21 protein-coding genes are annotated in these 21,199 nt (G+C 72.2%); 11 read left to right on the top strand and 10 right to left on the bottom strand.

Going from position 1 to position 21,199, the window contains the following annotated elements:
* Positions 1–92 precede the first annotated feature (92 nt).
* From AC2XR2_RS10775 to AC2XR2_RS10760, 4 genes are all read left to right on the top strand, one after another.
* Complete coding sequence (locus AC2XR2_RS10775) at positions 93–1,445, top strand: amidohydrolase (protein WP_491514909.1); 1,353 nt, start codon at positions 93–95, stop codon at positions 1,443–1,445.
* A gap of 172 nt (positions 1,446–1,617) precedes the next feature.
* Positions 1,618–2,787: a cytochrome P450 family protein gene (locus tag AC2XR2_RS10770; protein WP_491514908.1), complete on the top strand. Its 1,170-nt coding sequence runs from the start codon at positions 1,618–1,620 to the stop codon at positions 2,785–2,787.
* 181 nt (positions 2,788–2,968) lie between these two features.
* Entirely contained in the window at positions 2,969–3,667 is a 699-nt protein-coding gene (locus AC2XR2_RS10765; protein ID WP_491514907.1) for a DUF899 domain-containing protein, read from the top strand.
* A gap of 173 nt (positions 3,668–3,840) precedes the next feature.
* Positions 3,841–4,023, top strand: coding sequence for a DUF8839 family protein (locus AC2XR2_RS10760; RefSeq protein ID WP_123764903.1), 183 nt, complete (start codon positions 3,841–3,843; stop codon positions 4,021–4,023).
* Positions 4,024–4,045: 22 nt separating this feature from the next.
* Here AC2XR2_RS10760 and AC2XR2_RS10755 read toward each other — a convergent pair whose 3' ends face one another.
* The 3 genes from AC2XR2_RS10755 to AC2XR2_RS10745 all read right to left on the bottom strand — a co-directional run bounded on the left by AC2XR2_RS10755 (position 4,046) and on the right by AC2XR2_RS10745 (position 7,329).
* Positions 4,046–5,908: an ABC transporter ATP-binding protein gene (locus tag AC2XR2_RS10755; protein WP_491518430.1), complete on the bottom strand. Its 1,863-nt coding sequence runs from the start codon at positions 5,906–5,908 to the stop codon at positions 4,046–4,048.
* A gap of 294 nt (positions 5,909–6,202) precedes the next feature.
* Entirely contained in the window at positions 6,203–6,649 is a 447-nt protein-coding gene (locus AC2XR2_RS10750) for a hypothetical protein (RefSeq protein WP_330267645.1), read from the bottom strand.
* Positions 6,640–7,329 carry an ATP-binding protein gene (locus AC2XR2_RS10745; protein ID WP_381301474.1) on the bottom strand — a complete coding sequence of 230 codons (690 nt, stop codon included), beginning with the start codon at positions 7,327–7,329 and terminating at the stop codon, positions 6,640–6,642. Before AC2XR2_RS10745 ends, AC2XR2_RS10750 begins: the two co-directional genes overlap by 10 nt.
* 265 nt (positions 7,330–7,594) lie before the next feature.
* Between AC2XR2_RS10745 and AC2XR2_RS10740 the strand changes: the two genes are divergently transcribed.
* Positions 7,595–8,455, top strand: coding sequence for a Sco1979 family transcriptional regulator (locus AC2XR2_RS10740; RefSeq protein ID WP_330267647.1), 861 nt, complete (start codon positions 7,595–7,597; stop codon positions 8,453–8,455).
* Positions 8,456–8,710: a DUF397 domain-containing protein gene (locus tag AC2XR2_RS10735; RefSeq protein WP_330267648.1), complete on the top strand. Its 255-nt coding sequence runs from the start codon at positions 8,456–8,458 to the stop codon at positions 8,708–8,710.
* A gap of 48 nt (positions 8,711–8,758) precedes the next feature.
* Here AC2XR2_RS10735 and pdxR read toward each other — a convergent pair whose 3' ends face one another.
* Positions 8,759–10,402, bottom strand: coding sequence for a MocR-like pyridoxine biosynthesis transcription factor PdxR (gene pdxR / locus AC2XR2_RS10730; protein ID WP_491514906.1), 1,644 nt, complete (start codon positions 10,400–10,402; stop codon positions 8,759–8,761).
* A gap of 46 nt (positions 10,403–10,448) precedes the next feature.
* On the opposite strand from pdxR, the gene AC2XR2_RS10725 reads away from it, so the two are divergent.
* Positions 10,449–10,928, top strand: coding sequence for a carboxymuconolactone decarboxylase family protein (locus AC2XR2_RS10725; RefSeq protein WP_491514905.1), 480 nt, complete (start codon positions 10,449–10,451; stop codon positions 10,926–10,928).
* A 25-nt stretch (positions 10,929–10,953) separates the two neighbouring features.
* On the opposite strand, the gene AC2XR2_RS10720 is transcribed toward AC2XR2_RS10725, so the two are convergent.
* From AC2XR2_RS10720 to AC2XR2_RS10710, 3 genes are all read right to left on the bottom strand, one after another.
* Positions 10,954–12,441 carry a glutamate synthase subunit beta gene (locus AC2XR2_RS10720; protein WP_491514904.1) on the bottom strand — a complete coding sequence of 496 codons (1,488 nt, stop codon included), beginning with the start codon at positions 12,439–12,441 and terminating at the stop codon, positions 10,954–10,956.
* 532 nt (positions 12,442–12,973) lie between these two features.
* Positions 12,974–13,453 carry an anthrone oxygenase family protein gene (locus AC2XR2_RS10715; RefSeq protein WP_330267652.1) on the bottom strand — a complete coding sequence of 160 codons (480 nt, stop codon included), beginning with the start codon at positions 13,451–13,453 and terminating at the stop codon, positions 12,974–12,976.
* Between the two features lie 630 nt (positions 13,454–14,083).
* Positions 14,084–14,797, bottom strand: a complete 714-nt coding sequence (locus AC2XR2_RS10710) for a DUF2293 domain-containing protein (RefSeq protein WP_491514903.1) — start codon at positions 14,795–14,797, stop codon at positions 14,084–14,086.
* A 516-nt stretch (positions 14,798–15,313) separates the two neighbouring features.
* On the opposite strand from AC2XR2_RS10710, the gene AC2XR2_RS10705 reads away from it, so the two are divergent.
* The 3 genes from AC2XR2_RS10705 to AC2XR2_RS10695 all read left to right on the top strand — a co-directional run bounded on the left by AC2XR2_RS10705 (position 15,314) and on the right by AC2XR2_RS10695 (position 17,000).
* On the top strand, positions 15,314–15,946 hold the full coding sequence (locus AC2XR2_RS10705; protein ID WP_491514902.1) for a nucleoside/nucleotide kinase family protein: 633 nt from the start codon (positions 15,314–15,316) through the stop codon (positions 15,944–15,946).
* 97 nt (positions 15,947–16,043) lie between these two features.
* Positions 16,044–16,457 carry a PPOX class F420-dependent oxidoreductase gene (locus AC2XR2_RS10700; RefSeq protein WP_491514901.1) on the top strand — a complete coding sequence of 138 codons (414 nt, stop codon included), beginning with the start codon at positions 16,044–16,046 and terminating at the stop codon, positions 16,455–16,457.
* A gap of 111 nt (positions 16,458–16,568) precedes the next feature.
* Positions 16,569–17,000 carry a CBS domain-containing protein gene (locus tag AC2XR2_RS10695; RefSeq protein WP_381301467.1) on the top strand — a complete coding sequence of 144 codons (432 nt, stop codon included), beginning with the start codon at positions 16,569–16,571 and terminating at the stop codon, positions 16,998–17,000.
* 22 nt (positions 17,001–17,022) lie between these two features.
* On the opposite strand, the gene AC2XR2_RS10690 is transcribed toward AC2XR2_RS10695, so the two are convergent.
* Positions 17,023–18,150: a magnesium and cobalt transport protein CorA gene (locus AC2XR2_RS10690; protein ID WP_491514900.1), complete on the bottom strand. Its 1,128-nt coding sequence runs from the start codon at positions 18,148–18,150 to the stop codon at positions 17,023–17,025.
* A gap of 232 nt (positions 18,151–18,382) precedes the next feature.
* On the opposite strand from AC2XR2_RS10690, the gene AC2XR2_RS10685 reads away from it, so the two are divergent.
* On the top strand, positions 18,383–19,177 hold the full coding sequence (locus tag AC2XR2_RS10685; RefSeq protein WP_491514899.1) for a class I SAM-dependent methyltransferase: 795 nt from the start codon (positions 18,383–18,385) through the stop codon (positions 19,175–19,177).
* Between the two features lie 156 nt (positions 19,178–19,333).
* Here AC2XR2_RS10685 and AC2XR2_RS10680 read toward each other — a convergent pair whose 3' ends face one another.
* The gene (locus tag AC2XR2_RS10680) at positions 19,334–20,272 is read right to left on the bottom strand and encodes a carbohydrate kinase family protein (protein ID WP_491514898.1); all 939 of its coding nucleotides are present in this window, start codon (positions 20,270–20,272) and stop codon (positions 19,334–19,336) included.
* On the bottom strand, positions 20,269–21,177 hold the full coding sequence (locus AC2XR2_RS10675; RefSeq protein ID WP_381301462.1) for a pseudouridine-5'-phosphate glycosidase: 909 nt from the start codon (positions 21,175–21,177) through the stop codon (positions 20,269–20,271). The genes AC2XR2_RS10680 and AC2XR2_RS10675 overlap by 4 nt, the downstream gene beginning before the upstream one ends.
* Between the last annotated feature and the right edge of the window lie 22 nt (positions 21,178–21,199).

Here is a 21,199-nt window from a genome sequence, read left to right as displayed (position 1 = left end):
AGCGTGCCCGCGCCCGCGCCGCCGCGACAGAGCGGCGACGGGATGCGCGGTTGACCCACTGCGAGGGCACGACCGCGTCGTACGGTGCCTGTATGACGCCTTCTCCCGCAGGTCTCATCATCACCCGGTGCACGGTGCTCACGCACGACGATCAAGAGCGGGTCGGGTTCGCGCCGGACGCCGCGATCGTCGTACGGGACGGGGTGATCGAGTCGGTGACCAGCAGCGCGCGGGCCGAGGAACTGCCCGCCGTGGAGCGCATCGACGCGCGCGGGCAGATCGCCCTTCCCGGGCTCGTCAACTGCCACACCCACGCGCCCATGGTCGCCCTGCGCGGGGTCGCGGAGGACCTGCCGACCGAGGAGTGGTTCAACGACGTCGTCTGGCCGATCGAGTCCAACCTCACCGAGAAGGACGTGGAGTTGGGGGCTCGGCTGGCCTGCGCCGAGATGATCCGGGGCGGGGTCACCTGCTTCGCCGACCACTACTTCTCGATGGACGCGGTCGCCGCGGTCGTCGACGAGTGCGGGATGCGGGCGCATCTCGGGGAGGCCTACTTCTCCTCGCAGGGCCCCCAAGGACGCGAGAAGTCACTGGAGTTCGCGCTACGGAACCGAGGCGGCGCCGGTGGCCGCATCACCACCACGCTCGCCCCGCACGCCCCCTACACCGTCGACGAGGCCGACCTCGCCGCGACCGCCGCACTCGCCCACGAGCACGGGCTCCCCGTCCATCTCCACGCCGCCGAGAACCGCGACCAGGCCGAGACGAGCCTCGCCCGGCACGGCGTCACCCCCATCCAGGTGCTGCACCGCACCGGGATCCTCGACACGGACGTCCTGATCGCCCACGGCACCGGAATCCTCGACCGCGACCTGACCCTCCTCTCAAGTGCCGCTGGCCGTACGGCCGTTGCGACCGCCCCGCGCGGCTACCTCAAGTTCGCCTGGCCCACCACCACGCCCGTGCGCGCCCTGCGCGACATCGGCATCCCCGTCGGACTCGCCACGGACGGGGCCGCCTCCAACAACTCCCTCGACGTCTGGGAGTCGATGGCGCTCACCGCGCTCATCCAGAAGTCGACGACCGGAGACCCGCGCTGGCTGACGGCCCGTCAAGCCCTGCACCACGCAAGCCTTCAGAGCGCCCGCGCGGTCGGACTCGGCGACGTCGTCGGCAGCATCGCGCCCGGCCGCCGTGCCGACATCATCTTGGTCGACCTCACCGGCCCGCACACCCAGCCCGTCCACGACCTCGCCGCCACCCTGGTCCACAGCGCCCGCTCCTCCGACGTCCGCACCACGATCGTCGACGGCCGCGTCCTGATGCGGGACCGCGAGCTGCTGACCATCGATGTGGCCGCCGTCGTGGGGGAGTTGGGGGAGCGGATGCCGGCGTTGCTGGACCGGAGCCATGGCGGGCGGATCCAGGAGTACGACACCTGAGATCCGGTGACCGGGGGGCGCCGACGGGGAGGTGGCGGGGCAACTCGCCGGACGGTCACCTCGTCGGCCGGTCATCTCGTTGGGGCCGGTCATCTCGTCGGCCGGTCAACTCCCCCAGGGGGCAACCGGAGTCGGGCGGTCCGTGATCGGGCCCGGCACTAGGCTGGCGCTCATGGATCCCGCCGACGGCCTCCTCGACCACCCCTACGACGTCTACCGGCGCCTGCGTGACACCGCGCCCGTGCACCGGATCGCCGGGCCCGACGGGACACCCGCCTGGATCGTGACGCGGTACGAGGACGTGCGGGCCGCTCTCGCCGATCCGCGGCTGTCGCTGGACAAGCGGCACGCCACGGCGGGGACCTACAAGGGGTTCGCGCTGCCGCCCGCCCTCGACGCCAACCTGCTGAACATGGACCCGCCGGACCACACGAGGATCCGGCGACTGGTGGGACGGGCCTTCACCCCGCGCCGCATCGAGGCGCTCCGGACGCCGATCCGCCGCACCGCAGACCGCCTCCTCGACGCACTCGGCGACCGCGGGACCACCGACCTCATCGCCTCCTACGCCGCGCCCCTCCCCATCACCGTCATCTGCGACCTGCTCGGCGTCCCGGACGAGCACCGCATGGACTTCCGGGTGTGGACCGACACCCTCGTCGCCCCCGACCCCGCGGCGGGACCCGGGGCCGCGAAGGAAGCGGTCGTGGCGATGCTCGGGTACTTCACGAGGCTCCTCGCCGACAAGCGCCGGGCCCCCGCCGACGACCTGCTCTCCGATCTGATCGCCGTGCGCGACGAGGGCGACCGGCTCAGCGAGGACGAGCTGATGTCGCTGGCCTTCCTCATCCTTTTCGCCGGGTACGAGAACACCGTGCAGCTGATCGGCAACGCGCTGCTGGCCCTCTTCCAGCACCCCGAACAGCTCGCCGCCCTGCGCCGGGACCCCGCACAACTCCCCGCGGCCGTCGAGGAGTTCCTCCGCTACGAGGGTCCCGCCCTGCTCGCCATCCGGCGCTTCCCCGTCGAGGACGTCACCATCGGCGGGGTGACCGTCCCCGCGGGGGAGACGGTCTGGGTCTCCCCGTCCGCCGCCAACCGCGACCCCGCCCGCTTCCCCGACCCCGACCGCCTCGACCTCACCCGCGACGCCTCCGGCCACCTCTCCCTCGGCCACGGCATCCACTACTGCCTGGGCGCCCCGCTGGCCCGCACCGAGACCGAGATCGCCCTCACCGCACTCCTGGAACGCTTCCCGGACCTCACCCTCACCGACCCCGCACCTCGGTGGCGCACCTCCCTGCGCGCCCGCGGCCTGCTCGCGCTGCCGGTGTCGTACTGAAGGAAGCACCCCTTGAAGGAGACACCTCCTGACGAAGGCACCTCCTGAAGAAGACACCTCCTGAAGGAGACATCTCCGGAAGGGAATCTCCCGCCCCAGCGGAAATCTCCCGCGACAGCGATGAGTTCCGTCCCTCCCCCCGGTCACCCCTCCGAACGGACCGTTGCACAGGAGGGACCCCATGGCGCTTCCGGAGATCGCCTCGCGGGAGGAATGGCGCGCTGCCCGCGCGGAGTTGCTGGTCAGGGAGAAGGCGGCCACGCGCGCGAGGGACGCGCTCAACGCCGAGCGGCGCCGGCTGCCCATGGTCGAGATCGAGGAGGAGTACGTCTTCGAGGGCGGTGACGGCAAGGCCACCCTGCTCGACCTCTTCGAGGGGCGCGGCCAACTCGTCGTCTACCACTTCATGTTCGCGCCCGAGTGGGACGCCGGGTGCCGCAGCTGCTCCGCGTTCCTGGACCAGGTCGGTCACCTGGCCCACCTGAAGGCACGGGGGACGACGTTCGCGGCCGTGTCGAGGGCGCCGTACACGAAGATCCTGCCGTTCAAGGCGCGGATGGGCTGGACCGTGCCCTGGTACTCGTCGTACGGCGGCGGCTTCAACCACGATTTCGAGGTCACCCTGGAGACCGACGGGGCCGACGGGGAGCAGGTCGAGCGGCCCGGCATCAGCTGCTTCCTCAGGGACGGGGACCGGGTCTTCCACACCTACTCGACCTATGAGCGCGGCCTCGACGGGCTCGGTTCGACGACCAGCTTCCTCGACCTCACCGCGCTGGGCCGGCAGGAGCCGTGGGAGGAACCCACGGGGCGCGCGTCCGCTCTCGGGGCGCCCGCGGGCGCTGTGCGCATCAGGTATCACGACGAGTACGACTTCTGACACGGAAGGTAGCGAAAGTGACCGTTGAGTAACCGAACTCTCACGCTTCGCGCTGAACGCGTGTCAACTACGTCTCAGTACGGCAACTCAACGAGGCGATCGGGCTCCGGAAGGCGTTAACTCCTACAAGCGCTCCTACAGGTGAGTGCAACGCTTTCTGGAGGTGCAGGGTGGTGAACGGGCGAACAGTGCTCGAACGCTTTCCCGCCGGCGGACCGCGAGGATCGTGGCCCGCGGAGGAGTTCGCGCAGGCGAGGCGTCTCGAGGGGATGCCGGCGGAGGTCGTCATGGACCTCGCGTCCGACATGTTCCTGGTGATCGTCCGCAGTGGAGAGGCGGCCGACGCCGTCGCATGAGCGTCGTCGCCGTCGCATGAGGTCAGCCCGCCTCCTCGGCGGGCACCTTTGCCGTGAACTGCTCGGCCTGGAGCGAGTACAGCTCCGCGTAGACACCGCCGGAGGCCAGAAGCTCGTCGGGCGTGCCCGACTCCACGAGCCGGCCCTGCTCCAGCACGTGCACCAGATCCGCGTGGCGCACGGACGCCAGCCGGTGGGTGATCAGGACGACCGTCTGCCCGGTGCCGGCCAGGGCGCGGATCCTCTCGAAGACCTCCAGCTCGGCCCGTGCGTCCAGCGCGGCCGTCGGCTCGTCCACGATCAGGATGTGCCCGCTGCGGTAGGCGGCCCGGGCGATCCCGAGCCGCTGCCACTGGCCGCCGGACAGCTCGTGCCCGCCGCTGAAGTTGCGGGCCAGCAGGGTGTCCAGGCCGCGCGGCAGGTCCTCGAGCACCTCCCCGGCCCCGGCCTCCGCGACCGCGCCGGACACCCGCTCGTCGGTGAGCGGCACCGAGGAGCGGCCCACCGCCACGTTGACGCGGGCGGTGAACGGCCACCGCTTGAAGTCCTGGGCGACCATCGCGACCCGCTCGGCGAGCAGCCGCCGGTCCGCCCGCGCCGCGTCGACGTCGTCCCACAGGACCCGTCCCCGGTCGGGGGCGTACAGGCCCGCCAGCAGTTTGACCAGCGTGGTCTTGCCCGAACCGTTCTCGCCGACCAGCGCGACGATCTTGCCGAGCGGCAGGGTGAGCGTCACGTCGTCCAGGGCGGGGCGGGTGGCCTCACCCGGGTAGGTGAAGGAGACGTGCTCGAAACGGATCTCCCGCGGCTCCTCCGGCAGCGCCGCCCCGCCCACCGGGATCGCCCGTTCGGCCGCCTCCTTGTACAGCCGCTGGAGATCGCCGACGAACAGGGCGTCCTCGTGCAGCGAGTTCACCTCCAGGACCAGCGTCTCCAGGCTCTGTGAGCCGGTACGGATCGCGATCACGGCCGTACCGGCCACGGACAGCGCCATGGCGCCCGCCAGAAGCAGGGCGCCCAGCGTCGCGTACGTCGCCGCCGTCGCGAGGCCCGTCCAGGCGGCCGCGATCAGTCCGGTGCGGGCCGCCAGCCGGGACAGCCGGGTCTGTTCCGCCTCCGCGGTCTCCGCCATCGAGCGGAAGTGCCGCAGCAGGAACGGCCCCACCCCGTGCACGCGGATCTCCGGCGCTGCCTCGGGCTCGATCAGCAGGGCGCCGAGCAGCCGGCTCGCGCGTACGTGCTGCACCCAGGCGTGGTACCACTCGTAGCGCCGCCGCGCGATGGTCAGCGCGCTCCACGCGCTCGGGATCGTCATCGTGACCAGCAGCGGCAGCAGCGCCGGATGCAGCACGGTCAGCACGCCCGCCGCCGCGATCATCGAGATCGCCGCGTTGATCACCCGGGTGGCGCACGGGATCATCCGGCGCGCCGAGCTCGCGCCGTACTGCGCGGTGTCCAGCAGCTTGTGGAAGGCGTGGTCCTCGATCGCGGCCAGCTCCACGGTCGCCGCCCGCTCCAGGTACCGCTCCGTCGCCACCCGCTCCACCTTGGGTTCGAGCCGCCCGGTGGCGTACGTCGAGGTGGCCCGCAGCAGCGCCCCGACCAGCATCACCGCCGCCATGGTGACCAGCGCGGGCACGGCCCCGCGCAGCCGGTCCTCCAGCGGGCCCCCGTCGATCAGCCGGCCCAGCACACTGTTGACGGCGAGCAGACTCACGGCCTGCGTCAGTCCCCGGCCCACCTCGGCGGCCAGCACGGTCCGCGCGGCCCACCGGTCGGCCTGCCAGGCCAGCCGGAGACTTGCCGACAACAACGCCGGCAACCGGACGACCATGGACCGGAATCCCAGCTCCAGGAACGCGTCGGAGTGCGAGTTCCACCCCATGTCGTACCGCAGCGGCCCCCCGAAGAGCAGCTGCTCGGACTCGGAGACACCGGGTTGCCCGGAGCCGTGCCGTTTTCCCACCACAGACCTCCCCCGATCGTGGACGGGGCAACTATGGCGGCGCGGGCGGGGCTGGGGCAGGGCGCAGAAGGTCAAGGAGTGAACACGCGGGGCGCACACCCGCCTTCAGGGGCGCGGGACGGTGCCAATCCGCGGCTCCACCGCGCGGGCGCGACCAGCTCCCACTCAGCCGCACCCGAAAGCCGACCCGACCGACGGAGTCAACTCGCGGAGCTAACCCGCCGAGCTCACCGGCCGGGACCAGTTCGGTGTCGTCCCCGTCAACCGGCACAGGGCCAGGTACAGCGGTATCGGCGGCGTATAGGGCAACGTCCCCTCCGGCCGACGCACGAGGGACGGCACCACCGGGGCGTCCGGAACAACCGCCCCGGTGGCGTACTGAGCGGGCGCGGGCCATTCGAGCGCGTAGTCGGAGTCGGCGGGAACGAGCCACCACCAGTGCGTGTCATCGGCGTACACACACCCGACCCGCGGCAGCCGGGGCACCAGCTGCTGCCCCAGCGGCGCCGGCATCCCCACCGCGTCGCAGCCCAGCGGCACGGTCATCCCCTGCGGCACCGGAAGCCGGAACGGCGTCCCGGGCGCCCGCAGCCCGCGTCCGAGGCGGACCAGTGAGTCCAGGGTCAGCACCTGGCCGCCGGAGCCGCCGCTCACGCCCATGCGCCCGGGCCCCCTGACCCGTGACCGCGCGCTTCGCCGTCGGGCCGGGCTCTGTGGTGCTCCTCGGCCTCGTCCCCCTCGCCCGACCCCCCGGAGGGAACCGGCTTCGGGCGGGCGCCCCAGCCCAGGTCGTTGCGCGGGCCGGTGTCCTCGCGGGGCTCGTCCGCCTTGCGCGGCAGCTCCGCCCAGACCAGCAGCCCGGGGCCGTGCTCATGGGCGCCCCAGGCGTGACAGAGGGAGTCGACCAGGAGCAGTCCCCTCCCGTGCTCCTCTTCGCCACGCTGCGGGGACGGGTGGGGTTCACCCGGCGCACAGCCCTCGTCGCGTACGGCTATCCGGACCAGGTCGTCGTTGTCGTGCAGCTCGCAGACCACACGGCTGCTCGCGGTGTGCACGATGGCGTTGGTGACCAGTTCGGAGACCACCAGGGCCGCCGAGTCGCAGGTGTCCTCGCAGACCGACCAGTGGGTCAGCCTGGCCCTCGTCAGGCGTCTGGCCTGCGCGGGAGAACCCGGATGCGCGGCCAGCTCGAAACGGAACCGGCGCCGGGCGGCAGCCCTGTCGGGCCCCACTCTCCCGGCGGCACCGAGACCCTGGGGGCGGCCTTCGGCAGCGTCTGTTCCTAAGGGCGGGGACGGAATCACGCTTGCCACTATCGCCCCGTCGTGAACACTTGGCAAGTGTCACTCTGAAAAATGCAGAGTGCTGTGTGACGTGGTGAGAGGCCGTGGCACACTGCTCGCAACAGCATCTTGAGCGGCGCCAGTTGGGATCACCGGAGATCCGTACGCGGTCGGTATTCGTACCGATGGTTGTATCCGTACAGATTTTCGATTTAGGTCTTCGAATGGCGCCGCTGGGCTGTCAGCATGCAGGTGGCGCGACTTCGGTCGACGGCACCCCGACTTCGGTCGACTTCAATACGGGACTTCGTGGAGGTGGAGCGTGAGCGAACCGCGGTCCGCGCCGACGGTCGGCCAGGTCGTCCTCGGCCGGCGCCTGCTGGACCTGCGGGAACGCGCCGGACTCAAGCGCGAGGAGGCGGCCCGCATCCTCCGCGTGGCGCCCGCCACCGTCCGCCGGATGGAGATGGCCGAGGTCGCTCTCAAGATCCCCTACCTCCAGCTGCTGCTGAAGGCCTACGGCGTCGGCGACCAGGAGGCCGAGGACTTCGTCCAGCTCGCCGAGGACGCCAACCGCCCCGGCTGGTGGCAGCGCTTCCACGACGTGCTGCCCGGCTGGTTCTCGATGCACGTCAGCCTGGAGGGCGCGGCCGCCCTCATCCGCGAGTACGAACCGCACTTCGTGCCCGGCCTGCTCCAGACCGAGGACTACGCGCGTGGCGTGCTGCGCTCCGGGGCCATCGGCCAGACCAGCCCCGAGGACATCGAGCGCCATGTCGCCCTGCGCATGGAACGTCAAGGACTGCTCACCCGTCAGGACGCACCCAGGCTGTGGGTCGTCATGGACGAGACCGTGCTGCGCCGCCCCGTCGGCGGCCCGGAGGTGATGCGTGCCCAGATCGACAAACTGCTCGAGGCAACGAAGCTGCCCAACGTGACGCTCCAGGTCGCCCCGTTCGCCAACGGGCCGCACCCGGGGACGTACGGGCCCTTCGTGCTCTTCCGATTCGCCGTGCCCGAACTTCCGGACATGGTCTACAGCGAGTACCTGACCGGCGCGATCTATCTGGACGCGCGCGTCGAGGTGGCGACCCACCTCGAGGTCATGGACCGCATGGCGGCGCAGGCCGCTACAGCACATCGCACGAAGGAGATCCTCCGGGACCTCCGCAAGGAGTTGTGAATGAACCGCATCAAGCCGCGCAAACCCGTCTACAACGGCATGCCCGCCCGGGAGCTGGGGAGCGAAGGCTGGCACAAGCCGTGGAGCGGCGGCAACGGCGGCAACTGCCTGGAGGCGATGAAGCTCGCCGACGGCCGGATCGCCGTCCGCCAGTCCACCGATCCGGACGGACCGGCGCTGATCTACACCACCGACGAGATGACCGCGTTCATCGAGGGCGCGAAGGCGGGGGTGGCCGACTTCCTGCTCTCGTGACGTCGTTGTTCATTTGCTCCGTTGCTCCGTTGCTGCATGTTCCTTTGCTCATGCTCCATCGTTCAATTGCTCGGTAATCACTGACAGGTTGAGGTGCTGTGGCGGCACCTGGGCGTCTGCCGGCGGAAGTGCTCCGCACAGGGCCTCCAGGGCCGCCGCGTACGCGTGCTCGGACGGGGTCGCGTATCCCACGACCAGGCCGTCGCGGGCCGGCACGACTGTGTCCGGTCCGCCGGGCCCGTCCGGCCCGTCCGGTCCCTCTGGTCCGTCCGCCGCGTCCGGGTGGCGGAACTCCGCGAGCCCGTCCAGCGCGACGCCCAGCCGGGCCGCGGCCCTGACGGCGGACCCCTCGGTGCCGGGCGGCAGCCGCAGCACCGCGTGCAGTCCCGCCGCGACCCCGCCGACCTCGATGTGCGGCGCGTGCTCGGCCAGCGCGGTCACGAGCCGGTCCCGACGGGCGCGGTACCGCTGCCGCATCCGCCGTACGTGACGGTCGTACGACCCGGAGACGATGAGGTCGGCGAGGGCCAGCTGGTCGAGGACGCTCGCCCAGGCCTCCCGCTCCCCCTTCGCCGCGAGCACGTCACCGACGTACCGCTCGGGCAGCACCATCCATCCCAGCCGCACCGCGGGCGACAGGCTCTTGCTGACCGAGCCGATGAGGATCACCCGCTCGGGATCGAGGCTCTGGAGGGCGCCGACGGGCTTGCGGTCGTAGCGGAACTCCCCGTCGTAGTCGTCCTCCAGCACCACCCCGCCCCGCCCGCGCGCCCAGTCGACCACCGCGGCCCGCCGCTCGGCGTGCAGCGGACCGCCGGTGGGGAACTGGTGCGCGGGCGTCAGCAGTACGGCCCGCTCGCGCGCGAGACGGTCGACCCGTGCCCCGCGGTCGTCGATCGGGAGCGGCACGGTACGTACGCCCTCGGCGGCGAGCAGCTCCCGGTGGAAGGGGAGCCCGTACGCCTCCACGGCCAGCGGGCCGCGCAGGACCTGCCCGCCCGCGCCTCCGCCGAACAGGAGTCGCAGGGCGTGCGCGAACCCGGAACAGACGACGATCCGGTCCGGCTCGGTCCGCACGCCACGCGCGCGTGCGAGGTATTCGGCGAGGGCGGCCCTCAGCTCGGGGCGGCCGGCGGGATCGCCGGGGCCGAAGACCTCGTTGGGGGCCTGCTGGAGGGCGCGGCGGTAGGAGGCGAGCCAGGCGGTCCGGGGGAAGGCGGAGGCGTCGGGGGAGCCTTGGCGGAGGTCGTGTCGGAGGGCACGCGCGCGTGGGTGTGGGGGTGGGGTTGAATCCGGGGCCGGGGCCGGGGCCGGGTTCGGGGGTGAGTGCGGGTGCGCGTGTGGCGCGGGTCCTTCCGGGCGTACGGCGGTGTGTCGCGGCCGGGGCCGGTCGGTGGTCCGGAGTGGCCGGGCGCGTTCGGCGACACGGGTGCCGGAGCCCTGGCGGGCGGTGAGCCAGCCCTCGGCGACGAGTTCGGCGTAGGCGTCGGCGACCGTGTTGCGCGCGACACCGAGGTCCGCGGCGAGCGAGCGGTAGGGCGGCAGCCGGGTGCCGGGGGCGAGCCGGCCACTGCGTACGGCGTCCCGCAGCGCCCGGGTCAGCGCGGCCCGCTTGCTGCCCGGGCCGGAGAGTTCCAGATGCAGGTCGGATCCGCCGATCCGGTCCACGTGATTGACCCATGATTCCGCCATGGAAATGCACCCTACAACCGGTCTTTGCGGCCCGTAGGTTGGTCACATGACGACGACGAACACGCACGTGACCGGTACGGCTCGACTGAACCTCGCGAAGGCGGCGCCGAAGGTGTTCCGCGCCCTGGTCGGCTTCGACGCGGCGGCCCGCGAAGGCCTCGACCCCACCCTCGTCGAACTGATCCAGATCCGCGCCTCCCACCTCAACCACTGCGCGTACTGCCTGCACATGCACACCAATGACGCCCGCAAGGCCGGCGAGAGCGAGGACCGCCTCCACATGGTCCCGGTCTGGCGGGAGGCCCGGCACTTCTTCACCGAGAAGGAACAGGCGGCCCTGGCCCTCACGGAGGCGGTCACGCTGGTGGCCGAGAAAGGGGTCCCCGACGAGGTCTATGCCCGGGCGGCGGCATCCTTCGACGAACAGGAACTGGCCCGCGTCCTGTCCCTCATCCTCACGATCAACACGTGGAACAGGGTGGCGCTGTCGACGGGCAAGGTGGCGGGGACGGACGAGAGGGTCTGAACACCCCTGTCCCTGAACCCTGTTCCTAAACGGTCATGGGGCGGTCGTACGGTCCGATGGGTGCCGGAAGTCGCGAACTCCCCGTCAGATGACGGTCGACCGCCGCCGCGACCGCTCGTCCCTCCGCGATCGCCCACACGATCAACGACTGCCCCCGAGCGGCGTCCCCCGCGGCGAACACCCCGGCCACATTCGTACGGAACTCCCCGTCCCGCGCGACCGTCCCCCGAGCCTCCATCCCCAACCCCAGCTGTTCCACCAGCCCGTCGCCCCGGTCCGGCCCGGAGAAGCCGAGCGCGAGGAGCACGAGGTCGGCCGGGAGTGTCCGTCCCGTGCCCTCCACCGGCCTGCGCTGTGCATCCACCCCTACGAGGTGCAGCGACCGCACCCGCCCCTCGGCATCCCCCTCGAAGCGGAGCGTCGACGCGGCGAACAACCGCGCGTCCGCGTCGGCCGCGGGCGCCGTCCCCAACTCCCGCGCCTCCTCGTGCGCCGCCGACAACCGGTAGATCTTCGGGTACGTCGGCCAGGGCTCGGCATCCTCGTCGCGCGCCCCCTCCGGCTGCGCGTAGATGTCCAACTGGGTGACGGACGCGGCCCCTTCACGCACCGCCGTACCCAGACAGTCCGCTCCGGTGTCACCCCCACCGACGATGACGACATGCTTCCCGGCCGCCGACATGGGGGAGACCTCCAGATCCCCCTCGCACACCCGGTTCGCCAGCGGCAGATACTCCATGGCCTGCCACACCCCGGCCAACTCGCGCCCCGGCACGTCCAGTTCACGCCACGCCGTGGCCCCGGTCGCGACCACCACCGCGTCGTGGCGGGCCCGGAGCTCCGCGGCCCCGACATCCCGCCCGACCGCCGTGGACGTACGGAACTTCGTCCCCTCGGCCCGCATCTGCTCGATGCGGCGCTCCAGATGGTGTTTCTCCATCTTGAACTCGGGGATGCCGTACCGCATCAGCCCGCCGAGCCTGTCGTCCTTCTCGTAGACGACGACCGTGTGTCCCGCCCGGGTCAGCTGCTGTGCCGCCGCGAGCCCGGTCGGCCCCGACCCGATCACCGCGACGGTCCGCCCGGACAGCCGGTCCGGCGGGCGCGGCGGCGTGAACCCCAGCTCCCAGGCCCGGTCGGCGACGGCGACCTCGACGTTCTTGATGGTGACCGCCGGCTGGTTGATGGCGAGCACACACCCCGCCTCGCACGGCGCCGGGCACAACCGCCCGGTGAACTCGGGGAAGTTGTTCGTCGCGTGCAGCCGGTCGGCGGCCTGCCGCCAGTCCTCCCGGGAGACCAGGTCGTTCCACTCGGGGATGAGGTTCCCCAGCGGACAGGCCTCGTGACAGAACGGGATCCCGCAGTCCATGCAACGGTCCGCCTGCTTGCTGATGAGGGGCAGCAGCGCCCCGGGGACGTACACCTCGTCCCAGTCCCGAACCCGCTCCTCGACCGGCCTGCGAGGCCAGTCCCGGCGAGGCGTGCTCATGAATCCCTTGGGATCGGCCATGGCCGTCTTCCTTGCTCGCGCTGGTGACCCCGACGCGTCCGACGCGGCCGTGCGTCATCGGGCGGCACGCTTGCGGAACTCCTTCCGGCCACGATACGACGCATGGGCCGGGGGCGCAGGGTGCGGTTCGCGGTGCGGGGAGTGCGGTTCGCGGGGCGGTGGTGTGCGGGTCGCGGGGAGCGCGGTTCGCGGGGCGGTGGTGTGCGGGTCGCGGGGAGCGCGGTTCGCGGGGCGGTGGTGTGCGGTTTGCGGGGCGGTGGAGCGCGGTTCGTGGGGCGGTGCTGTGCGGTCGGGGTGTGGGGCTGGGTGCGGTGGCGTACGGGGCGCGGTGGGGTGGCGTGGGGGTTGGGGAGCGGTGGCGTGCGGGTCGCGGCGGGATGGCGTGGGGGCCGGGGGCGGTGGAGCGCGCTTCGCGGTGCGGTGGCGTGTGGAGCGCGGGGCGGGGTGGAGTGCGGTCGGTGTGCGGTGGCGTGCGGGGCGGGGCGCTTGGGGTGCGGTCGGGGTGCTCGGCGCCGGGGGTTGGCGGCGTCGCTCAGGTGAGGGCCAGTACGTACGCCACCGCCGCAGCGCCGGAGGCGATCGCGCGGACGTGGTTCCACATCGTCCACTCGCGCACGTACGTCGGCCAGTAGGTGGCCGCCTCGGGGGTGCCGGGGTCCAGCTTGAGCAGGGCGTCGTTGCGGGGCACGTTCGCCACCATCGTCAGCCCGAACGAGCCGAACAGATACAGCGCGCTGCCCACCAGCAGCTCCACGGTCCCCTCGTCCGGCCACAGCACGAACGTCACCACCGCGATCACCGCGCACAGCACCGCGGAGCCCGCGAACACGGTCATGAACGGCGGACGTACCGCGTTCACGTTGATCGAGTTCATCGCGGCGACCCCCTGAGCGGGCGGCAACGCGGCGAGTCCCCGCATCACGAAGGTCGAGAACGCGCAGAACACCCCGGCCACCAGGCCGGTCCCGAGCACCCCCAGCACCACCAGCCAGAAGTAAGGCCCATCGATCATCACCACACCAGCTCCCGCCTCCAGCCAAGCCCCACCCCCACCGACCCCACCAGCCAATCCCACCCCCGCCCTTCAATCCATGACCTATCCGCGCACTTCCATACGCAACCGTCCAGGGGGAGGGAGAGGCGGGAAGCGGGAGGTGGGAGGTGAGAAGGGGAAGGGGAACGGGCAGGGGGACGGCCGCGGGTGGAGGGGCAGAGCGGACCTCGGCCCAGCCCGGTACCCCGCCCTCCCCCTTCCGGCCTCTCCTCCCGTAAGTGCTCGTCGGCCCGCCGGACTCCTCGCCCCGCTGGCACGGCGCGCGAGCCGCGATGTCATGCCTGGCAGTGCTCGTCGGCCCGCCGGACTCCTCGCCCCGCTGGCACGGCGCGCGAGCCGCGATGTCATGCCTGGCAGTGCTCGTCGGCCCGACGGCCCCCCGCCCCGCCGGGACGGCGCCTGACGCGCGATGTCATGCCTGGCAGTGCTCGTCGGCCCGACGGCCCCCCGCCCCGCCGGGACGGCGCCTGACGCGCGATGTCATGCCTGGCAGTGCTCGTCGGCCCGACGGCCCCCCGCTCCGTCGGCACGGCGCGCGAGCCGCGATGCCATGCCCCGCGGTGCCGAACCCCCCCGTACCCGGCGGCCTCAGCTCGCCGTCTCCTCCCGCCGCACCCCTACCCCCGCACCCCGCCACCCCCTCAGCACCGCCTCCACATCCCCCGCGATCCGCCGCCGAGCCTCATGCCGTGTCACCCCGCTCATCAGCAACGCGTCGTACGGCGTATCCACATGCCGCACGGCGGCCACCACCGCCGACGTCACCGCCCGCTCCGACAAGGCCCGCCCCGCCGCACTCCGCCCCACCCGTCCACTGCCCCGCACCGACGCATGGGAGGCGATGGCCGCGGCCCGTTCGTCCGGGCACCCCGGGAACAGCCGCCGTACCTCCGCCGCGAACGCCTCCGCGAACCGCACGTCCTCCACCGCACGCCGCCTGGCGTCCCGCACCCGTCGCCGTCGCCGTGCCTCCGCGTCAGCCAGACACCGCTCCTCGGCCCGCGCCAGCCCGGCCTCCTCTACGAGCACCCCCTGCCGCTCGTACCGCCCCTTGCGCCGGTTGAAGCGGACGACCACCGCCGACAGCGCGCTCTCCTCCCGCGACCGACGCGTGAGCGCCGTGTCCCCGCGTGGCAGGAAGACCAGATGCCCGAGGTCGGCGCAGTCGAGACACCGAGGCGCCCCGCCCTCCACCACGAGCAGCGCCAACGGCCCGCCCCGGCACTCCGCACAGTGCCGCCTCCGCAACGGCTGGACGACCAGAGGACCACCACGAGCCGGGGGAGTAGCGAGGCCTGCCATGACGAGTTCATTCCCCAACCGCCCCCACCCCCGACCCCTCGCCCCTCCCACCCCCGACCCCCCGCCCCTCCCACCACCGAACCCCCTGACCACCGCCCCCGTCCACCGAACCCCCTGACCACCGGCCCGATTTCCCGATCACCGATCCGCCGTCCACCGGCCCCCGCCCCCATTGCCTGCCCCACCCGATGCCACGTCGGCGACACGACTCCGTAGAGCCCCAACCGCCCCCACCCCGCCCCTGCCACCACCGAACCTTCTGACGACCGGCCCCGTCTACTGGCCCCTGACCACCGACCCCCGTCCACCGATCCCCGTCCGCCGCCCCCATTGCCCTCCGTATCCAATGCCACGTCGGCGACACGATCCCGTCGAGCCCAACCGCCGCCACCGCTACGAACCACCGCAACCGCCGCCTCCACCAGCCCCACCCCCCCCGCGACACCTCGCCCACCCCCCCAACTCCCGCACCGGCTCACCGCCCCACCCGATCGCCGACTCCCGCATCATGGCCATGTGCGACTCGAAGCGATCACCTGGGAACGGCTCGGCGATCACCTGGCCGACCGGCTCCTCGACCTGAAGCCGGCCGACGGCAGCCCCTGGCCCCGCGTCGCCCTCGACGGCGCCCCCGCGGCCCGGCCGGGCGAGCTCGCCGAGCGGGTCGGTGAGGCGCTGCGCATACGCGGTCGCCCCTCGCTCGTCGTCGGCTTGGAGGGTTTCCTGCGTCCCGCCTCGCTCCGTCTGGAATACGGCCACCACGACCTGGAGGCCTACTACAACGGCTGGTTCGACACCGCCGCCCTCTGGCGCGAGGTCTTCGGCCCCCTCGAACCCGGCGGAGACGGCCGTGTCCTGCCCGACCTGTGGGACCCCGTCACCGACCGCGCCACCCGCAGCCCCTACGTCCAACTCCCGCCCGGCGGCGTCCTGTTGCTCCACGGCCCCCTCCTGCTACGCCACTGGTTCCCCTTCGACCTGTCCGTCCACGTCCTCCTCTCCGAGGGCGCCCTCCGCCGCCGTACCCCCGAGCCCGACCACTGGACCCTCCCCGCCTACGAGCGCTACGCCGAGGAGACCGACCCGGCCGGCACCGCCGACGTCCTCGTCCGCGCCGACGACCCCCGCCACCCGGCGTGGAGCGGCTGATTCGACGACCCCCGCCTCGATCGAAGAACTCCGCCTCGATCGAGCCTTTTCGATCAAACCGCTTTTATATGCGCGTGCATTTACTTACCCTGGTCCCATGACGACCTCCTCCACTGCTCCCGTCACCTTCGGCGACTCCGTCCGCGCCCTGCTCGACGGCAAGAACTTCGCCAGCGTCGCCACCCTCGGCTCGGACGGCGCTCCGCAGAACTCTGTCGTCTGGATCCGGCGTGAGGGCGACACCGTGCTCTTCTCCTCCACCGACGGACGCCAGAAGGTGCGCAACCTCCGCCGTGACCCCCGCATCAGCCTCTCGGTCTTCGACCTCGCCGACCCCTACACCTCGGTCGAGATCCGCGGCACCGCCGAGATCCTCCCGGACGAGGAGAAGCGGCTCCCGCGCGAGCTCTCGCACAAGTACCTCGGTATCGACCCGCCCGCCGAGAAGGACGACGAAGTCCGCGTGATCATCCGGGTGGTCCCGCGGAAGATCGTGAGCTTCTCGGCCTGAGCTCCGCCCGCCCCCGGGTGCGCGCCCCCGACGGCACCGCGAGAATGTAGGGCGCCGGGACTTGCGGTGCCGTCCGCGCCGCGCCGGCCGTCCGGCACCGGGAGGTACTCCATGACCACCGCCGGAGACATCATGCACCGGGGTGCCCAGTGGATCCCCGCCCACGAGACCCTCGACCGCGCCGCCCAGCTGATGCGTGAACTCGGCGTCGGAGCCCTGCCGATCAGCGACGAGAACGAACGGCTGTGCGGCATCCTCACCGACCGCGACATCGTCATCGGCTGTGTGGCCGTGGGGCACGACCCGGCCCGGGTCACCGCGGGCGAGATGGCCCAGGGCACCCCGCGCTGGATCGACGCGAGCGCCGACGTCGACGACGTCCTCCACGAGATGCGCGAGCACCAGATCCGCAGGCTCCCCGTCATCGAGAACAAGCGCCTGGTCGGCATGATCAGCGAGGCCGACCTGGCCCGGCATCTGACGGAAGAACAGATCGCCGGCTGGGCCGAGAGCGTCTACGCCCGCTCCGCCACCACCCACTGACGCGCCACGCGGACGCCCCCTCTCACAACCAGCCGTTCCGCCGGAAGCCGCGGTAGAGCACCGCGCACGCGACGGCTATGACGCCCATGACCAACGGATAACCGAACGTCCAGTGCAGCTCCGGCATGTGGTCGAAGTTCATTCCGTACACCCCGCAGACCATCGTCGGGACGGCGATCACGGCCGCCCAGGCGGTGATCTTCCGCATGTCCTCGTTCTGCGCGACCGTCACCTGCGCGAGGTGTGCCTGAAGGATCGAGTTGAGCAGTTCGTCGAAGGCGGCGATCTGCTCCTTGGCGCGCAGCAGATGGTCGGAGACATCGCGGAAGTACGCCTGTATCTCCGGGGCGATGACCTGGATCGGCCGGGTGGACAGCTCCTCGATCGGACGGCTGAGCGGCACCACCGCCCGCTTCAGCTCCAGGAGTTCCCGCTTGAGCTGGTAGATGCGGCCCGGGTCCACCCGGGCGCCGCTCTCCGAGAACACCGCCGTCTCGACCAGGTCGATGTCCGACTGCACGGAGTCGGTGACGCTCAGATAGTCGTCGACCACATGGTCCGCGATCGCGTGCAGCACCGCGGCCGGCCCCTTGGCGAGTTGCGCGGCGTCGGCCTCCAGCTCCTCGCGCAGCGGGCCCAGCGAACCGTGGCTGCCGTGCCGCACCGTGATCACGAAGTCCTCGCCGACGAACACCATGATCTCGCCGGTGTTGACCACCTCGCTCGTCGCCGTGAGCTCTTCGTGCTCCACGTAGCAGACCGTCTTGAACACCGCGAACAGCGTCTCGCCGTAGCGCTCCACCTTCGGGCGCTGATGGGCCTCCACCGCGTCCTCGACGGCCAGCGGGTGGAGGTCGAAGAGGTCGGCGACGCCCTCGAACTCGTGGTCCGACGGCTCGTGCAGACCGAGCCAGACGAAACCGTCACGGCTCTTGCGCATCCGCTCCACGGTGTCCACCAGATCGCCCTCGACCGGGATCCGCGCTCCTTCCCGGTACGTCACGCAGTTGACGACCGAGGTGCCCAGCGGGGAGCGGGCGTGGTGGCTCAGGTCGACGCGCGGGCGCCGCCGGGCCAGCCGGGCCACCTTGCGCAGGCCGCCGACCCTGCCGAGGCTCGTGACCTTGCGCAGATTCCCTGCCATGGACATCTGCATCTCCTTGCGTGGATCTCCCCGTTCGACGCGTTGCTGCGTCCTGGCGAGCCAGTGTGCCAGTCCGACGTAAGCGCCGGGTGAGCCTGTGGACAGGGACCATTCCGTTTGGTTCCCGCCTGTGGACAACCGCCCGCACCGGCCTCCGTGCCGGACCGTCCTCGACCATCTCGTCGTAGCGACCGCGTCGTCCGTTCCGGACAAGCCCGGCAACTGGGATCATCGCCGCATGACACGAACCGACGGGTATCTCCTCGACAACCGGCAGGCGGAGGCGGCGGAGCGCTTCGACGCCTTCGCGACCCTCTTCGATCCCACGACCTTCCGGCACCTCGAAGGATTCGGCATCGGACCGGGCTGGCGCTGCTGGGAGGTCGGCGCCGGCGGCACCTCGGTGGTGTCCTGGCTGGCGAAGAAGGTCGGCCCGACCGGAAAGGTCGTCGCGACGGACATCGACACCACCAGGCTCACCCCTGCGGCCCGCCCGCCGGTGGACGTGCGCGTCCACGACGTGAGTGCCGAGGAACCGCCGGGGGAGGGCTTCGACCTGGTGCACGCCCGGCTCGTCCTCGTCCATGTACCGGACCGTGAACGGGCGTTGCGCTCGATGATCAAGGCGCTGCGCCCCGGCGGACGGCTTCTGCTGGAGGATGCCGACCCGGCCCTTCAGCCGCTGACCTGCCCCGACGAACACGGCCCCGAGCAGCAGTTGGCGAACCGGCTGCGGCAGGGCTTCCGCTCGCTGCTCGCCGACCGCGGCGCGGACCTCTCCTACGGCCGCACCCTCCCGCGCCTGCTCCGCGAGGCCGGACTGCGCCAGGTCACCGCCGACGCGTACTTCCCGCTCGCCTCACCGGCCTGCGCCGCCCTGGAGTCCGCCACGATCCGCCAGATCCGCGGCCAGCTCGTCACGGCGGGCCTCGCCACGGACGCGGACATCGACCAGCACCTCGCGAACGTGGCCACCGGCACGATGGATCTGGCCACGGCCCCGTTGATCTCGGCGTGGGGGCGCAAGGCGTAATCGGGAGGAGGCCGGCGGGCGGGCAGGTCCTGCGGGTTCCGGGTGCCGTTACGGAACCATCGGCCGGCGCCGGTCCCGCCTCCGCAGGGGCGTGCGCCGGCCGCGATGGGAGCACCCGCCGTCGCCGGTTCGGCAGCGGTGGCCGGCCGACCGGCGTCAGTCCGACCCCGGCGGTCTCCCGCCCACCCGCCCCACCGCCAGCGCCCCCGCCCGGCACCCCTGCTCCGCCGCGTCCTCCGGCCCGGAGCCCGTGAGCAGGGCCGCGAGGAACATGCCGGTGAAGGCGTCGCCCGCCCCCGTGGTGTCCCGCGGTTTCGCCGCTACGGCGGGCACGTGGGCATACACCGAACCGGACCGGGCGATCAGCGCGCCCTCGGCTCCCTGCTTGGTGACCACCAGCGGGACATGGCGGCTCAGCTTGGCCGCCGCGTCCGCCGCGTCGGGCAACCCGGTGAGCAGGCACGCCTCGTCCCGACTCGGCAACAGGACGTCCACCCCCTCGACCAGGGAGAGGAAGCGGTCCACGCCCAGCTCCCTGAGGAAGCCCGCCGACGCCGGATCCAGGCTCACCGGCACCCCACGCGCGCGTGCCGACTCCAGGGCCACCGACACCAGGGCGCGGCTCGACTCCGCGAACAGGAGATAGCCCGACAGGTGCAGCCGCCCGACACCGTCGAGCAGGTCGTCCGACCAGTCGGCCGGCTCCAGCCGCAGCGACGCCCCGCTGTCGGTGAGGAGCGTCCGCTCGGCGCCCTCACCCGCGTCCACCAGGCAGATGACCGTCCCGGTCGGCGCCTCGGGGTCGACGACGAGCCGCGGCCGTACCCCGCACGCGGTCAGCTCCCGCTCGTGCCACGCGACCGCATCCGCGCCCACCCGCCCGAGCAGCCGTACCTCCGCACCGCCCCCGTACGCGGCCCAGCAGGCCACATTGGCGCCCGCCCCGCCCGGCACCGTACGGATCGCGGCGACCGTGTCCGTGCCGACGGCGAGCGGCCCCCGGTGCCGGGCGACGACATCGGTGATGACGTCACCGACGACCAGCAGGGCGCCGCCCCGGTCAGTCGCGGCCGCACCGGGCCCGCCCGTGGTCACGCCCCGGCCCAGGCCGCCGCGATCCGACCCGCCAGCCGCACATTGCCGCGCACCGCCGCCAGGTTGGCGCTCAGGGAGGCACCGTCGGTGTGGCGCACCAGGTAGTCCAGCAGGAACGGGGTGACCCCCTGCCCGGTGACCCCCGCCTCCTCGCACGCGTGCAGCGCCTCCGCGAGCACACGCGCGTGCAGACCGGGATCCAGCTGCTGCGCCTCGGGCACCGGGTTGGCGACGATCAGCGAGGACTCGGGGCCGTCGAGCGCGTCCTGGGCCCGCATCACGTCCGCCACCTGGTCCGGCGTGTGCAGCGTCCACTCCACGGGGTGCCCCGAGTCGGAGAGGTAGAAGCCCGGGAAGCGGTCCGTGCCGTAGCCGGCCACCGCGACTCCCAGCGTCTCCAGCCGTTGCAGGGTCGCGGGCACGTCCAGGATGGACTTCACCCCCGCGCACACCACGGTGATCCGCGTGCGCGCCAGCAGGCCGAGGTCGGCCGACTCGTCCTGAGTGACGGTCCACTGCCGGTGCACCCCGCCGAGCCCGCCCGTCGCGAACACCCGCACCCCGGCCAGCGCCGCCAGCTGCGCCGTCGCCGACACCGTGGTCGCCCCGCTCGCCCCGGTGGCCACCGCGAGCGGCAGATCACGGTGGCCCAGCTTGCGGATGCCGTCCTCGTTGGCGACCCGCTCCAACTGCTCCTTGTCCAGGCCGACATGGGGCCGACCGTCCAGCACGGCGATGGTCGCCGGTACGGCCCCCTCCTGCCGCACGACGTCCTCCAGCTCCAGCGCAACCTGGAGATTGCGCGGACGCGGCAGCCCGTGCGCGATGATCGTGGACTCCAGGGCCACCACGGGTCGACGCGCGTCGATCGCCTCGCGCACCTCTTCGGACAACACCAGCACCACGGCCTGCCTCCTGTCGGTCGGT

This window comes from Streptomyces sp. LS-MS-L19 (genome assembly GCF_058382285.1).
Note: the sequence above shows the minus strand (reverse complement) of the source record. Positions and strands in the feature narration are given on the sequence as shown.

Bases quoted from the DNA above. Each gene is read 5' to 3' on its own strand.
- AC2XR2_RS10765 (WP_491514907.1), top strand. From the start codon at position 2,969: ATGGCGCTTCCGGAGATCGCCTCGCGGGAGGAATGGCGCGCTGCCCGC.
- AC2XR2_RS10755 (WP_491518430.1), bottom strand. From the start codon at position 5,908: ATGGGGTGGAACTCGCACTCCGACGCGTTCCTGGAGCTGGGATTCCGG.
- AC2XR2_RS10735 (WP_330267648.1), top strand. From the start codon at position 8,456: ATGAACCGCATCAAGCCGCGCAAACCCGTCTACAACGGCATGCCCGCC.
- AC2XR2_RS10770 (WP_491514908.1), top strand. From the start codon at position 1,618: ATGGATCCCGCCGACGGCCTCCTCGACCACCCCTACGACGTCTACCGG.
- AC2XR2_RS10700 (WP_491514901.1), top strand. From the start codon at position 16,044: ATGACGACCTCCTCCACTGCTCCCGTCACCTTCGGCGACTCCGTCCGC.
- AC2XR2_RS10725 (WP_491514905.1), top strand. From the start codon at position 10,449: ATGACGACGACGAACACGCACGTGACCGGTACGGCTCGACTGAACCTC.
- AC2XR2_RS10720 (WP_491514904.1), bottom strand. From the start codon at position 12,441: ATGGCCGATCCCAAGGGATTCATGAGCACGCCTCGCCGGGACTGGCCT.
- AC2XR2_RS10695 (WP_381301467.1), top strand. From the start codon at position 16,569: ATGACCACCGCCGGAGACATCATGCACCGGGGTGCCCAGTGGATCCCC.
- AC2XR2_RS10690 (WP_491514900.1), bottom strand. From the start codon at position 18,150: ATGTCCATGGCAGGGAATCTGCGCAAGGTCACGAGCCTCGGCAGGGTC.
- pdxR (WP_491514906.1), bottom strand. From the start codon at position 10,402: ATGGCGGAATCATGGGTCAATCACGTGGACCGGATCGGCGGATCCGAC.
- AC2XR2_RS10715 (WP_330267652.1), bottom strand. From the start codon at position 13,453: ATGATCGATGGGCCTTACTTCTGGCTGGTGGTGCTGGGGGTGCTCGGG.
- AC2XR2_RS10750 (WP_330267645.1), bottom strand. From the start codon at position 6,649: ATGGGCGTGAGCGGCGGCTCCGGCGGCCAGGTGCTGACCCTGGACTCA.
- AC2XR2_RS10685 (WP_491514899.1), top strand. From the start codon at position 18,383: ATGACACGAACCGACGGGTATCTCCTCGACAACCGGCAGGCGGAGGCG.
- AC2XR2_RS10710 (WP_491514903.1), bottom strand. From the start codon at position 14,797: ATGGCAGGCCTCGCTACTCCCCCGGCTCGTGGTGGTCCTCTGGTCGTC.
- AC2XR2_RS10775 (WP_491514909.1), top strand. From the start codon at position 93: ATGACGCCTTCTCCCGCAGGTCTCATCATCACCCGGTGCACGGTGCTC.